This window comes from Halocynthiibacter styelae (assembly GCF_016123485.1).
Lineage (GTDB): Bacteria > Pseudomonadota > Alphaproteobacteria > Rhodobacterales > Rhodobacteraceae > Halocynthiibacter > Halocynthiibacter styelae.
Genome location: NZ_JADCKQ010000016.1, coordinates 52,402 through 66,821, shown reverse-complemented (window position 1 = coordinate 66,821; position 14,420 = coordinate 52,402). Strand labels below are relative to the sequence as shown.

11 protein-coding genes are annotated in these 14,420 nt (G+C 56.4%); 4 read left to right on the top strand and 7 right to left on the bottom strand.

Features of this window, described 5'->3' with window-relative positions:
* Positions 1–144 precede the first annotated feature (144 nt).
* Positions 145–717, top strand: coding sequence for a hypothetical protein (locus H1D41_RS16595; protein ID WP_228849970.1), 573 nt, complete (start codon positions 145–147; stop codon positions 715–717).
* Between the two features lie 124 nt (positions 718–841).
* On the opposite strand, the gene H1D41_RS16590 is transcribed toward H1D41_RS16595, so the two are convergent.
* The 3 genes from H1D41_RS16590 to H1D41_RS16580 are packed head-to-tail and all read right to left on the bottom strand — an operon-like array spanning position 842 to position 4,388.
* Positions 842–2,482: an ABC transporter ATP-binding protein gene (locus H1D41_RS16590; RefSeq protein ID WP_228849969.1), complete on the bottom strand. Its 1,641-nt coding sequence runs from the start codon at positions 2,480–2,482 to the stop codon at positions 842–844.
* A gap of 13 nt (positions 2,483–2,495) precedes the next feature.
* Positions 2,496–3,407, bottom strand: coding sequence for an ABC transporter permease (locus tag H1D41_RS16585; RefSeq protein WP_228849968.1), 912 nt, complete (start codon positions 3,405–3,407; stop codon positions 2,496–2,498).
* A 12-nt stretch (positions 3,408–3,419) separates the two neighbouring features.
* A complete protein-coding gene (locus H1D41_RS16580) occupies positions 3,420–4,388 on the bottom strand; it encodes an ABC transporter permease (RefSeq protein ID WP_267473731.1) in 969 nt (322 codons plus the stop codon).
* 423 nt (positions 4,389–4,811) lie between these two features.
* Between H1D41_RS16580 and H1D41_RS16575 the strand changes: the two genes are divergently transcribed.
* From H1D41_RS16575 to H1D41_RS16565, 3 genes are all read left to right on the top strand, one after another.
* Positions 4,812–6,422, top strand: a complete 1,611-nt coding sequence (locus tag H1D41_RS16575; protein WP_228849967.1) for an ABC transporter substrate-binding protein — start codon at positions 4,812–4,814, stop codon at positions 6,420–6,422.
* A gap of 211 nt (positions 6,423–6,633) precedes the next feature.
* The gene (locus H1D41_RS16570; protein WP_228849966.1) at positions 6,634–8,235 is read left to right on the top strand and encodes an ABC transporter substrate-binding protein; all 1,602 of its coding nucleotides are present in this window, start codon (positions 6,634–6,636) and stop codon (positions 8,233–8,235) included.
* A 90-nt stretch (positions 8,236–8,325) separates the two neighbouring features.
* Positions 8,326–9,237: a nucleoside hydrolase gene (locus H1D41_RS16565; RefSeq protein ID WP_394355420.1), complete on the top strand. Its 912-nt coding sequence runs from the start codon at positions 8,326–8,328 to the stop codon at positions 9,235–9,237.
* 88 nt (positions 9,238–9,325) lie between these two features.
* On the opposite strand, the gene H1D41_RS16560 is transcribed toward H1D41_RS16565, so the two are convergent.
* The 4 genes from H1D41_RS16560 to H1D41_RS16545 all read right to left on the bottom strand — a co-directional run bounded on the left by H1D41_RS16560 (position 9,326) and on the right by H1D41_RS16545 (position 14,371).
* Positions 9,326–9,928 (bottom strand): DUF6990 domain-containing protein, encoded by a 603-nt coding sequence (locus tag H1D41_RS16560; protein ID WP_228849964.1) that lies wholly within the window; start codon positions 9,926–9,928, stop codon positions 9,326–9,328.
* A gap of 73 nt (positions 9,929–10,001) precedes the next feature.
* Positions 10,002–11,504, bottom strand: a complete 1,503-nt coding sequence (gene glpK / locus H1D41_RS16555; RefSeq protein WP_228849963.1) for a glycerol kinase GlpK — start codon at positions 11,502–11,504, stop codon at positions 10,002–10,004.
* A gap of 126 nt (positions 11,505–11,630) precedes the next feature.
* A complete protein-coding gene (gene cueR, locus H1D41_RS16550; protein WP_228849962.1) occupies positions 11,631–12,026 on the bottom strand; it encodes a Cu(I)-responsive transcriptional regulator in 396 nt (131 codons plus the stop codon).
* Positions 12,023–14,371 carry a heavy metal translocating P-type ATPase gene (locus H1D41_RS16545; RefSeq protein WP_228849961.1) on the bottom strand — a complete coding sequence of 783 codons (2,349 nt, stop codon included), beginning with the start codon at positions 14,369–14,371 and terminating at the stop codon, positions 12,023–12,025. The genes cueR and H1D41_RS16545 overlap by 4 nt, the downstream gene beginning before the upstream one ends.
* Positions 14,372–14,420: the final 49 nt, after the last annotated feature.

Here is a 14,420-nt window from a genome sequence, read left to right as displayed (position 1 = left end):
AATATATAAACGGGTTCTACAATCCACGTCGCCGCCACTCAGCATTGGGGTGGAAAAGCCCCGTCGCTTTCGAAAGGAAAGTGGCTTAAACGAGCACTTGGGGCGGCACGAAAGCGAGACAGGTCCAATCTCAAATTTCACGAGTTGTACGATAAATTTAAAAACTTCATCCATCAAAGTGAAACGAATATCGAAGAGAAGCATCAAAACATCCTCGAAATTCATGGATTGGTTGCATCAGACGGTGTTGCTGGCGGCTATGCCAAACTTGCCAAAGATGAACAGCAGTCGGCAAACACTTGGCGATTGATCGCCATGGGGTGCTATGCGTTGATCTTTATCTGGGTCATGATCAAGGGAAAGTTGGGTTTTGGCATAGACAGTTTAACCGGCATAAACTGGCCCACAATTATAACCACACTTTCGGTCACAGGTGTTTCATTTGTAGCAGCTCAATATGCATCACGGCAGTCTCGACTTCACCGGGTGACTGAGCAACGGATGCGCTGGTTTGCTCTGGAAGTGAAAGCACTTGATCCATTCATCGCCTCTTTGACCACAGATCAACAGCAGAAACTGAAGGAGGAACTAGCGAACCGACTGTTTGGACAGGATCGAGTTGCTGAAGAAAAGCCTGTTAGAGGCATGGCTCCGGGTACTGTGAAAGAAATAGCAGAGGCAGTAACGGACGCGGTTCAAACTGTAGGGAAATCCTAACGCGTTGCGCAGGTTCAGCGAACAATATTGACTGAATAGACTCTGCGCGCTGTATGTCTTCGGACGGGACGGCAATAAAAAAGGCGGGGTGTGGCCCCGCCTTTTGATGTTTCAGAAGGGAAGCTTACGCTTCCTGCCCGCGTTTTTCGGCCAGTTTTGTCAGCCAGTCCGGGTCCATTTCCGGGACAGATGACAGAAGCAGTTCGGTATATTCCGGGAAAGGTGCGGTCAGGATCTGATCCTTGCTGCCCTGCTCCACCACTTCGCCCATATACATCACCACGATTTCGTCAGAGATCGCTTCCACGGTTGCGATGTCGTGGGTGATGAACAGATAGGTGATGCCGTGCTTTTCCTGCAGCTTCATCAGAAGTTTCAGGATGCCTTCCTGCACGATCTGATCAAGGGCTGATGTGACCTCGTCACAGATGATGACTTCGGGTTCGGCCGCCAGCGCACGGGCAATACAGATCCGCTGTTTCTGACCGCCGGACATTTCAGACGGCAGACGATCATAGAAGCTTTCATCCAGTTCGATCATTTCCAGCAGTTCAAGAACGCGCTGTTCTTTCGCTTTGCCGGACAGGCCGTGATAGAATTCCAGCGGACGACCAATGATTTCACCCACAGTCTGGCGCGGGTTCATCGCGGTATCAGCCATCTGATAAATCATCTGAATACGGCGCAGCTGATCTTTGCTACGCCCCTTCAGTTCAGGTGGCAAAGCTTCACCGTTGAATGTCACCTGGCCGCTCATCGGGGGCAGAAGACCGGTGATCACACGGGCCGTTGTGGATTTACCAGAACCGGATTCGCCCACGATAGACACGGTACGCCCGCGGGGCACCTGAATGTTCACATTGTGCAGAACCTTCAGACCCCGCCCATAGGCCGCATCAACACCGTCGATTGACAGAACGATGTCGTCAGACGGCTGCGTTTCCTTATGCAGGGCACGCACGGACCAGAGAGATTTGGTGTAATCCTCTTTCGGGCTTTCGAGCATTTCACGCGCCGGGGCTTCTTCGACTTCCTGACCATAGCGCAACACTTTGATCGTATCGGCCATCTGCGCCACAACCGCGAGATCGTGCGTGATGTAGATCGCCGCTGTGTTGAATTCTTCCACGATTTTACGCATGGACAGCAGCACTTCCACCTGGGTGGTCACATCAAGTGCTGTGGTCGGTTCGTCAAAGACGATCAGATCCGGGCGCGATGACATAGCCATCGCTGTCATCACTCGTTGCAGCTGCCCGCCAGACACCTGGTGCGGATACCGTTCCCCGATGGTTTCCGGGTCCGGCAGAGACAGGGATGCATAGAGAATACGCGCATCGTCTTTTGCCAGGCTTTCAGACTGAATACCATGGGACACGGTGGCTTCGACTGTCTGGTCAATCAGGCGGTGCGCCGGGTTGAAAGACGCCGCAGCAGATTGCGCCACATAGGTCACACGCGACCCCCAGAGGGCGCGCTTTTCGGTTTCAGTTGCCGTCACCAGATCGACGCCATCAAAGACGATAGAGCCGCCCGTGATGCGACAGCCCGGCTGGGTGAACCCCATACCGGCCAGGCCCAGGGTGGATTTCCCCGCGCCTGATTCCCCGATCAGACCAAGGATTTCGCCCCGGCGCAGGGTCAGGTCGACCCCTTTGATGATCGGGTTCCATTTTTCATCAGACCAGCCCTCGATGCGGACGTCCCGCATTTCAAGAAGGATCTCTCCGGTTTCACCGGCATTTTGATTGCTATCATTGCTCATGTCGGATCCTTCCTCAGTCTTTCAGGCCACTGGTCAGATGCAGGAACCAGTCAACAACATAGTTCACAGCAACCGTCAGCAGTGCGATGCAGCCAGCTGGCAGCAGTGGAGTCAGACCGGCTTTCAGATCGAAGGCGGCGAATTGCAGAAGACCTGCAAAGTCACGCACCATGGAACCCCAGTCCGCAGTTGGTGGCTGAAGACCTGCGCCCAGGAAGGACAGGGAGGCAATCGTCAGGAACACAAAGCAGAAACGCAGACCAAATTCAGCAACCAGCGGCGGCATGATGTTTGGCAGAATTTCACGACGCATTACCCAGCCAAGGCCTTCGCCACGCAGGCGGGCGGCTTCGACGTAATCCATCACGGCGACGTTGACCGCAACGGACCGGGTGATCCGGAAGACGCGGGTACTGTCGAGAACCGCAATGATCAGGATCAGGCTCCAGGCGGAAGACCCGAAGACGGTCAGAAGCATCAGTGCGAAGATCAGGCTTGGGATCGCCATCAGGATGTCAACGAAACGCGACAGAAGCTGATCAATCCAACCCTGATCGATTGAGGCTACAAGCCCCAGGCCGCCGCCAATGAAGAAGGACAGAATTGTGGTGATAAAGGCAATGCCCACAGTGTTCTGCGCGCCATAGATCAGGCGGGAAAACACATCGCGGCCGATCTGATCGGTGCCGAAGACGTGGCCATCGCCCCAGGGCGCATAAGCCGCGAAGGAGCTGTCGGCCTCGCCATATGGCGCAAGCCATTGGGCAAAGACGGCGACGAAGACATAGCAGGCAATCACGATCATGCCGAACCAGGCCGTCAACGGGGCTTTCTTCAGGGTGATTCTTGCGCGTTCCCAACGGGTGCGGCGGGTGATAGTACTGGCAACCTCTGTGGCCGCCGAATAGCTGTTTGTATCAGTCATAGCGGGCCTCTCTTATTTCGGGTGCAGCAAGCGTGGGTTGGTCACAATGCCGATGATATCTGCTGCAAGATTCAGCAGGATATAAACCGACGCGAAGATCAGCGCACAGGCCTGAACAACAGGAATGTCACGCGATGCAACAGAATCAACCATCACTTTGCCGGCGCCCGGAATAGCGAAAATCACTTCGACTACAACAACACCGACAACAAGATATGCAAGGTTGAAGGCGATCACTGTCGCGATGGGGGCCCAGGCATTTGGCAGGGCGTGACGCAGAATCACGCGCAGGCTGCTTTGCCCTTTCAGGCGGGCCATTTCGATATATGGGCTGGCCAGAAGGTTGATGATCGCGGCACGTGTCATACGCATCATATGTGCGACAATCACCAGCGTCAGGGTCATGGACGGCAGGATCAGCATGTAGGCTTTGTCGAGAATGCTGGCATCCGCATCGTTGATGCCGGTAGCGTTTGCAGACAGACCCCACCAGAGGGTGGAGAAGAGCATCAGCACATAAGCAACAAAGAATTCCGGAAAGGAGATCGACGTCAGCGTTGCCGCGTTGATCACACGGTCATAGATGGAATTGCGCCACAGGGCTGCGGTGATCCCCAGGAACAGCGCCAGAGGCACCGCCACGATCGCTGTCATACCTGCAAGGAACAGGGTGTTTTTCAGCGGAGATGAAATCATTTCCACAACAGGGCGGGACCGGTCTACACCGGAAGACGCACGACCAGAAAACGATGTGCCAAAGTCCCCGGTGGCTGCTGCGCCAACCCAGTCAAGATAGCGTCGCCAGGCCGGTTCATCGAGGCCAAGTTCACGACGGAACGCCGCAACGGTTTCTTCAGTCGCCGCCTGTCCCAGCACCGCTTCGCCGAAATCGCCCGGCAAAAACTGAATCGCGCTGAAAATAATCAGCGACACGAAAAACAAAGTCACCACCCCAAGCGCAAGGCGCTTCAGAATGGTCATGATAATCAGGTTCACGGTATCCTCCCCCCTGAATGCCCGTCCGTCTTTTCCCCGAATGGGTGACAGTTATTCAGACACTCTCCTGTTTCCGGACATGCTATGCAGCGCAAAGCCCACCTGTAAAGCCGCTTTATCACAGTTCATGTCGTTTTCAGACCTCTGGCGTGATCGTTAACAAACAAACAATACAAAGGCATTTCCCACCTCGGGCAAAAGACCGCCTTCAGCCATGTCGTTTTTGATGCAAAACCTTGCGCAAATCATCAATGCCAATTTCGCATAAACGTCACGAAAGGTCGTTATTAAATCATTACGCCAAAAAACGACTTTAAGGCACCAGGAAACGTACAATTTTATTTGGTGCTAAGCCCCTTGAAGTGTAGCGTGCAGGCGAGGATTAAAAATACTACAGGGAGACAACGCATGCGTTCTCGCAAAGACCTCTATATCCAACAACAAAAGCAGAAGCTGACTGCCGGCACTATCTCACGCCGCAGCTTTATGCAGTCCATGGTCGCCGCTGGTGTGGTGATTCCAACTGCTCTGTCCTGGGCCAGCGAAGCTATGGCTGCGACACCTAACAAGGGTGGCAAGTTCATCCAGGGTATCGCTGCGGGTTCCACCACAGACGTTCTTGACCCGGCAACCTATGAAAACAACTTCATTGGTTCCATCGGTTATCTCTTCGGCAACACACTGACCGAAGTGAACAACCGGAATGAACTGGTTGGTGAACTGGCGGAAAGCTTTGAATCTGATGATGCGCAGACATGGCGTTTCAACATTCGTCAGGGCGTGGAATTCCACAACGGCAAAACTCTGACCACTGAAGATGTGATCGCATCCATCAACATGCACCGCGGTGAGGATTCGACCTCTGCTGCGAAGGGTATTGTTGCGCCGATCCAGGACATTCAGGCCGATGGCAACACTGTTGTCTTCACACTGGATGCGCCAAACGCTGACTTCCCATACATGATGAGCGATTACCACCTGCAGATCCTGCCTGTGGATTCAACCGGCGCGCTTGACCCGCAGTCCGGCATTGGTACCGGTTCTTATGTGATCGAAACCTATGAACCAGGCGTGCGCGCAGTTGGCAACAAGTTTGCGAACTCCTGGAAAGAAGGCGCAGGCCACTTTGATCAGGTTGAAATCCTGGCACTGGTTGATCCGACTGCCCGTCAGAACGCTCTGCTGGCCGGTGACGTTCACGCGATTGACCGCGTTGATCCGAAGACCGTTGCTCTGCTGGGTCGTGCGCCAAACATCAACATCGAAGAAGTCACAGGCACTCTGCACTATGTCTTCCCGATGCGTGGCGATGCAGCCCCGTTTGACAACAACGATCTGCGTCTGGCGCTGAAATACGCGATCAAACGTCAGGAACTGGTCGACAAGATCCTGCACGGCCATGGTGCGCTTGGCAACGACCACCCGATTTCCACAGCGAACCGCTTCCATGCGTCTGACCTGCCACAGCGCGAGTTTGATGCAGATAAAGCGCGTCACCACTATGAGAAATCCGGTCACTCTGGCCCGATCCAGCTGTCCGCGTCTGACGCGGCCTTCGCTGGTGCGGTTGACGCAGCCCAGCTGATCTCTGCATCCGCTGCAGAATGTGGCATCGACATCGAAGTCGTACGTGAGCCATCCGATGGTTACTGGTCCAACGTCTGGAACAAGAAGCCATGGTGTGCCTCTTACTGGTCCGGTCGTCCGACTGAAGACTGGATGTTCACATCTGGTTATGTTCAGGAATCTGAGTGGAACGACACCGCCTTCCGCGACACACCAAGCGCGGACCGTTTCAACGAAATCGTTGTGCAGGCCCGTTCTGAACTGGACCAGGACAAGCGTCGCGGCATGTATGCCGAAGCACAGCAACTGCTGGCGGATGACAGTGGTTCCACTGTTCCGATGTTTGCGAACTACATCATGGGTGTCTCTAAAGAGATCGCGCATGACGAAAACATCGCATCCAACTGGACGCTGGACGGCACCAAAGCAGCAGAGCGCTGGTGGTTCGCGTAAGCTGAAAATTCCGGCTGATTTCAGCCTTAAGATGAAAAAGGCAGCGGTGTTTTCACCGCTGTTTTTTTGTTTCAAAAGCGACGCCAGTGGTCGCAAAATCCGGTTAAGTAAAACAAAAACGACCAAACTGTTTATTTTGCGACACTTCTCTTCTATGGTGTGCGAACGAAGGGCACAAAAATACGCCCCACGGCATACAAGGGAGAGGAATATGCTTTCACGCAAAGACGCCTTTATCGCGTCCCGGAAACATCAACTGACGAACCAGGAAATTTCACGCCGCAGCTTTATCCAGTCGATGGTTGCAGCCGGCGTTCTGGTGCCGACCGCGATTGGCATGGCAGACCAGGCAATGGCCGCGACACCGAAATCCGGCGGCAAATTCATCATGGGCATGGCGCATGGGTCAACAACAGACACCATCAACCCGCTGACCTATGAAAATGGATTTTCGCTGGTCATGGCTTATCTCTGGGGCAACAGCCTGACCGAGGTTGCGCCAAATGGTGAATTGGTTGGTGATCTGGCGGAAAGCTTTGAATCTGACGATGCGAAGACATGGCGCTTTAAGCTGCGTCAGGGTGTGGAATTCCACAATGGCAAGACGCTGACCCCGGAAGATGTGATTGCAACCATCAACCTGCACCGCGGCGAAGAATCAACTTCCGCTGCGAAAGGTGTGGTTGCGCCGATCCAGGATATGGCAGCGGATGGCGATACGGTTGTCTTTACGCTGGAAACACCGAATGCGGATTTCCCTTACCTGATGAGCGATTATCACCTGGTGATCATGCCCTCTGTGGATGGCACTGTAGATACACTGGCCGGGATTGGCACAGGTGGCTTTAAAGTCGACAACTATGAGCCAGGCGTGCGCCTGAGCACTTCGCGCAATGCGAATTACCATAAGCCCGCTTATTTTGATGAGGTTGAGGTTCTGTCGCTGATCGACCCGACCGCCCGTCAGAACGCCCTGCTGTCCGGTGATGTGCATGCGATTGACCGGATTGACCCGAAAACGGTTAATCTGCTGGGTCGTGCCCCAAATGTGAACATCCTCGAGAAAACCGGCACATTGCATTACACCTTCCCGATGCGTGTGGATGCGGCACCTTTCGACAACTATGATCTGCGCATGGCGCTGAAACTGTCGATCCCGCGTCAGGAACTGGTGGATAAGATCCTGCTGGGCCATGGTGCGATTGGCAACGATCACCCGATTTCCACCGCAAACCCATATCATGCAGCAGACATCCCGCAGCGGGAATTTGATGCAGATCTTGCGCGTCATCACTATGAAAAATCCGGGCACTCCGGCCCGATCCAGCTGTCAGCATCCGACGCGGCCTTTGCCGGTGCGGTTGACGCAGCCCAGCTGATCGCCGCCTCTGCCGCAGAAGCCGGGATTGAGATCGAAGTTGTGCGTGAACCGTCTGATGGTTACTGGTCCAACGTCTGGAACAAGAAACCATGGTGCGCCTGCTACTGGGGTGGTCGTCCGACGGAAGACTGGATGTTTGCGTCAGCCTATGTGGCAGAAACCGAATGGAACGACACCGCCTGGCGCACAACAGAATCAGCCCTGCGCTTTAACGAAGTCGTGGCCGAAGCCCGCGCAGAACTGGATCCGGCGAAGCGCCGTACACAATATGCCGAGGCCCAGACGCTTATTCATGATGATGGCGGCGCGATTGTTCCGATGTTTGCCAACTACATCATGGGTCTGTCCAATGAGGTTGCGCATGGCGACGATGTTGCCGCGAACTGGACCATGGACGGGTCCAAAGCAGGTGAGCGTTGGTGGTTCGCTTAATCCTCACCGCATAACCACCAGAGCGGCGGGGTCATCCCCGCCGTTTTCTTTTGTTGCGCTGTCTGGCCCGGGCCGCTATCCCGTCACGCTATGAAAATGATTATTGATACCGATCCGGGCGTAGATGATGCGATTGCCATCGCGCTCGCCCATGCGTTACCCGAAATCGACCTGATTGGCCTGACCACTGTGTTTGGCAATACCCGCGTGGATCAATCCAGCCGCAATGCGCGTTTCCTGCTGGATATGCTTGGCGCAGATGCGCCTGTGTCTGAGGGCGCGGCAAAGCCCTGGAATGATTACCCGTTTGAACCGTCAGCCTGGGTGCATGGGCCGGAAGGCCTGGGGGATCTGGCTGAGGTGCCGCAGATCGGCACGAACCACACCCTGCCTGCGGCGGAGTTCCTTGTGGAAATGGCACGGCAGCACAAAGGCGAACTTGTGGTCTGCGCCATTGCGCCCCTGACCAACATAGCTGACGCCCTGAAGCTTGACCCCGGGTTCGCTGAAAACCTGGGTAAACTGGTGATCATGGGCGGCAATCTGCATTGCCCGGGCAATATCACACCCCACGCCGAGGCCAATATTTATCACGACCCGGCGGCTGCGGACGCGGTGTTTGCAAGCGGGCTGAACACGGTGATGGTCGGGCTGGATGTGACCTTGCAGACCCTGCTGACACCGGCAGATTTCACAGCACTCGCTGCGGCGTCCAAAAAAACAGGTGGTTTCATTCAGCGGATTTCTGAATTCTACCTGAAGTTCTACAAAGAGATCGCTGATCTGGATGGCTGCCCGATGCATGATGCTGCGGCGGTCCTGGCCTGTTCACATCCGCAGTTCTTCGGCTGTGAAGACACCGGACTGCGGGTGATCTGTGACGGCGAAGAGGTCGGCAATACGGCTGCAGATGCAAGCCGTCCCACGGTGTCCGTTGCCACACAGATCGACGCTACAGCTTCGCTTGACGTGATGCAGAGCCATATCGCGGCTCTGCCCTGATTCCGTGCCTGCGTGACATGCGGAGGCCTGCCCTGACTGAGGGGAGGGCTGCGTCAGTATTTCCCATCGGTAGCGCCAAGTAGTCTCATCACGCTCTTTCGATGGCGATATCGACCGCGCGATCTATCATTTCAGGTGTAATGTAAGGGTAGAAGTTCGCACGTTTGCCAGATTTGAACATTTCCTGATAGTCCATTAGCGTGTTGAAATCCCCGACATACGCCAATGCCGCCAGATGACATAATTGCTGCTCAGTCCGCCAAGGCTTCGTGAAACCTGCAACACCAGCCTCAATGTCCTGTGCTTCTCCCCATTTTACCAGCATCCCCGAAAGTCCTCTGATGAAGGCATCATACCGCTCTTCCGAGAGCGGGATTTTCTCTTCTGCTGTCAACCCAGCAAGAACTACAGATTGAGGCTCACCCCCCTTAATTGGGGGCATGATGGTATTTTTTATGCTGTCGAGTTCTGGCTTACTTACACCCGCATGAAGGCTCAGCCGTGGCTTGGTGGTCAACTGCCTTATGTCTTGTCCGGAAAACAGGACTGACACATCAACTTCAGTCAGAGACCATTTGAAATCCCAATAACCTTCGCTTTTATAGAAACACATGCTCCAGCCCTCGCTTTCAAAAACCCGGGCAACTTGCGATATGAATTGGTCGCGAAATTTAAATATATCATCAGTCATGGATTAAACCTAAGCGCATTAGACATAACTCCGAAGCGGCCTGAGGTTTTGCCGAGGGACCATCTTGGGTATCTTACGTAATCAGCCGGTTCACCGCATCCTGCCAGCGGGCGTAGTCTGTGTCTGCACCTGCTGCGTCCTGTTGCGGTTCAAAGCGCTGATCCAGCGCCCAGGTCTGGCTGAACTCTTCGGGGCCGGGGCAGATGCCGGCCTGCATGCCCGCAAGCCAGGCCACGCCCAGCGCGGTGGTTTCTGTGACGATCGGACGATCAACCGGTGCCTGAAGCTGATTGGCCAACGCCTGCATCGTCCAGTCGCTGTTGGCCATGCCACCATCCACACGCAGTACAGTTTCACCGCCCGCGCCTTCCCAGTCCGCCTGCATGGCCTGCACAAGATCACGGGTCTGGAAAGCGACGCTTTGCAGGGCGGCCTGGGCGATTTCTGCCGGGCCGGAACCGCGGGTCAATCCGAAGATCGCACCACGGCATTCGGCATTCCAGTAAGGGGCGCCAAGACCGGTGAAGGCGGGCACAAATGTCAGCACAGCTTCGGGATCGGCGGATTCAGCGAGGGGCTGCGCTTCGGTGGCATCCCCGATCATCTGCAACCCGTCACGCAGCCATTGCACAACTGCGCCCGCGATAAAAATTGAGCCTTCCAGCGCATAGGCAGGCTTTCCGTTCAGCTGATAGGCAATGGTTGTCAGCAGGCGGTTTTCTGAAAGTACCGGGGTGTCGCCGGTGTTCATCAGGGCAAAGCAGCCCGTGCCATAGGTGGATTTCATCATGCCCGGTGCAAAACAGGCCTGGCCGACGGTTGCCGCCTGCTGATCCCCGGCCACACCAAGGATCGGTACGGGCGTGCCATCAAACACATGTGGGCCCGTCACACCAAAATCAGCAGCGCAATCCAGAACCTCTGGCAGCATGGACGCCGGAATATCGAAGAGTTTCAGCAGGTCCGCGTCCCAGCACCCGTCCTGAATGTTATAAAGCATGGTGCGGGCGGCGTTGGTCGCATCGGTCACATGGGAACGGCCACCGGTGAGACGCCAGATCAGGAACGTATCAACCGTGCCAAACAGCAGATCGCCGGCCTCGGCCTTATCCCGTGCACCTTCGGTATTCTCAAGAATCCAGCGCAGTTTGGTCGCGCTGAAGTAAGGATCCGCCAGAAGACCGGTTTTTGCGGTGATCTGATCCTCAAGCCCGGCGTCGCGCAGGCTGTCGCAATAGTCTGCCGTGCGGCGGTCCTGCCAGACAATGGCGTTATGCACGGGCAGGCCGGTGTTTTTGTCCCAGACCACTGTGGTTTCGCGCTGGTTCGTGATCCCGATCCCGGCCAGATCAGCGGCGCTGATCCCGGCGGCGGCAATCGCATCGCGACAGGTGCGGATCGTGGTTTCCCAGAGATCTTCGGGATTGTGTTCCACAAGGCCAGAGGCCGGGAAATGTTGCGGGAATTCTTCCTGAGCGGTCTGAACAGGTTCCGGCAGGCCGTTTTCCCCGGTGCGGAAAATAATCGCCCGTGTGGATGTTGTTCCCTGATCAATCGCCAGAATATAGCCGCTCATGCCTTGCTCCCCGCATTATGTAATCCGCGTTCCCGGACTGACCGGGCTCTGCTGTTTGTTACACGCTAACATTTCGCCTGGGAATATCTTTCACGCGCTGACGCAGGGAAACTGCGACAAATCCGGTCAATCGCGGGAGCTGCCGCCAAGATCGCTGAGGATCGGGCAATCCGGGCGGTTGTCGCCGTGACAGGAGGTCACGAGATCTGACAGGGTTTCGCGCATGGTCTGAAGGTCGCGGATCTTTTCCTCAATCGCCTGCAGGTGCTTTTGGGCGATTGTTTTGACCTCGGCGCTGGCGCGGCTTTCGTCTTCATAGAGACCCAGAAGCGCGCGGCAGTCTTCAATAGTGAAGCCAAGCGCACGGGCACGGGCGAGGAATGTCAGATTGTGCAGATCGCGGGTACTGAAGTGGCGATAGCCATTTGCGGCACGGTCCGGCTGAATAAGCCCGATGTCCTCATAGTAACGGATGGTTTTCGCGGGCAGGCCCGTCTTTTCTGATGCGCCCTGAATGTTCATGATGCGGTTTTCCCGCCACAGCAGGAGGCTGGTTTTTCAGGAGCTTTGGGTGTGGTGACCTGTGGTGCGGGGGAGGCAGTTTGCGTTGCTGGTGCAGGGGATCCTACCCGGCGCAGGCGCAGGGCGTTGCTAACCACCAGCACACTGGACAATGCCATGGCCCCTGCCCCAAGTGCCGGTGACAGAAGCATGCCGGTGAACGGGTACAGTGCGCCCATGGCGACCGGGATCAGCAGCACGTTATAGCCAAAGGCCCAGACCAGGTTCTGACGGATGTTACGCATAGTTTTGCGTGACAGTTCATAGGCGGTGACAACCCCTGCAGGGGAACCACTTGCCAGGATGATGTCACCGGCTTCGGTTGCGACGTTATTGCCGCCGCCCATGGCAATGCCAATGTCAGCAGAGGCAAGTGCTGGCGCATCATTGATCCCGTCACCAACAAAGGCCACAGGCCCGTCGGCTTGCAGGGATTGCACCACATCCGCTTTTTCACCGGGCAGGGTTTGTGCATAGACCTGATCCACACGCAACAGTTTTGCCACGGCGTCCGCTGCGGGCTTTGCGTCGCCCGTGACCATGGCGATGCGGATGCCTCTGGCTTTCAGAGTTGTGATGACATTGTAGCTTTCCGGGCGGATCTGATCCGCGATTGCGCTGACGGCGGCGGCCAGGCCATCCACGGCGACAAAGATCACGGATTGCGCCTCGGCCACGAAACCTTTTACAGAGGGTTGCAGGGGGGTAAAGTCGATGCCTTCCGCCTGCATCAGGGCTTCATTCCCGATCAGCACCCGACGGCCATCCACAAGAGCGCGCAGACCGGATCCCGGCAGGGCTTCCATATCAAGGTTCAGGCCTGGTTCAATCCCACGTTCTTCCGCAGCGCGCAGCACAGCCCCGGCAAGCGGATGTTCAGACGTGGCTTCAGCCCCGGCCATCAGGCGCAGCACTTTGTCATGTTCAAAGCCAGCAGCAATCGCCAGCCCGCTGAGTTCCGGTCGCCCGATGGTCAGCGTGCCGGTTTTGTCAAAACAGACCGTGTGGATGTTTTCCATGCGCTGCAAGGCATCCCCTTTGCGCAAAAGCACGCCCAGTTCCGCACCGCGCCCGCTGGCGACCATGATAGACACAGGCACCGCAAGCCCCATGGCACAGGGGCAGGCGATAATCAGGACAGACACCATGGCAACAAGCGCATGAGACAGGGACGGTTCCGGCCCGAAGAACAACCAGGCCAGCCCGGCGATCACAGCCAGGACCAGTACCACCGGCACAAAGATGCGGGTGATGCGATCGACCAGGTTTTCGATGGGCAGTTTTGTGGCCTGGGCTTCATCCACCAGGCGGATGATCCCGGCCAACACCGTATCGCGCCCGACACGTTCCGCCTGCATGACAAGGGCGGACGCGCCATTCAGCGTACCGGAAGTGACTGGCGCGCCTTCTTCTTTGGCCACGGGAAGGGCTTCGCCCGTCAGCATACTTTCATCGGCAAAGCCGCGTCCGCGCAGAACCACACCGTCAACAGCAAAGCGTTCGCCGGGACGGATATGGATGATGTCACCGGGCAGGATCGCGGCAGTGGGAATGTCCTTGATCTGCCCCTCAGTTTCGATGCGTGCCGTGGCGGGTTGCAGTTCCAGCAGGCGGGCAATCGCCGCGCCCGCCTGGCCTTTGGCACGGGCTTCCAGCCAACGGCCCAGAAGGATCAGCACGATGATCACAGCGGCAGCCTCAAAATAGACGTTATCGGCACCAGCGGGTAGCAGAGAGGCGGCGAAAGTGGCTACAACCGAATAGCTGAAGGCGGCAAATGTACCGAGACTGACAAGCGAGTTCATCTCAGGCCGGCCCGCCAGCAGCGCAGGCACGCCTTTCAGGTAAAACCCACGCCCCGGCCAGATCAGCACAAGGGCGGTCAGGACAAACTGGATATATCGGCTGTTGTCATGGCCCAGGGTTGCGCCCAGGTAATGGTGAAACTGCGGGAAGGCATGTGCCCCCATTTCCAGGACAAACACCGGCAGGGTCAGGATGGCCGCGATCAGGAAATTGCGGCGATAAGCGGCGCTTTCATTCTGCTGTGCCGGGGCATTGTCACCTTCTTCGCGCAGGGTGGCTGCATAGCCCGCAGCGGTCACCAGATCAGCGACGTCCTTGCCATCCGCGCCCTCGGCCAGGTCAACAACTGCGCTGTGGGTTGCGAGGTTCACCCGTGCAGAGTGCACAAGGTCAGACGCATCCAGCGCCCGTTGCACCCGCCCGACACAGCTTGCACAGGAGAGCCCGGAAACATCCAGGATGGCAGGGGTTGGAACGTGGATCTGGTCGGAATCGGTCATGATGGCCTCAGCAGCGGTTACAGGCGTCACATAGACCTTCCAGTAACAG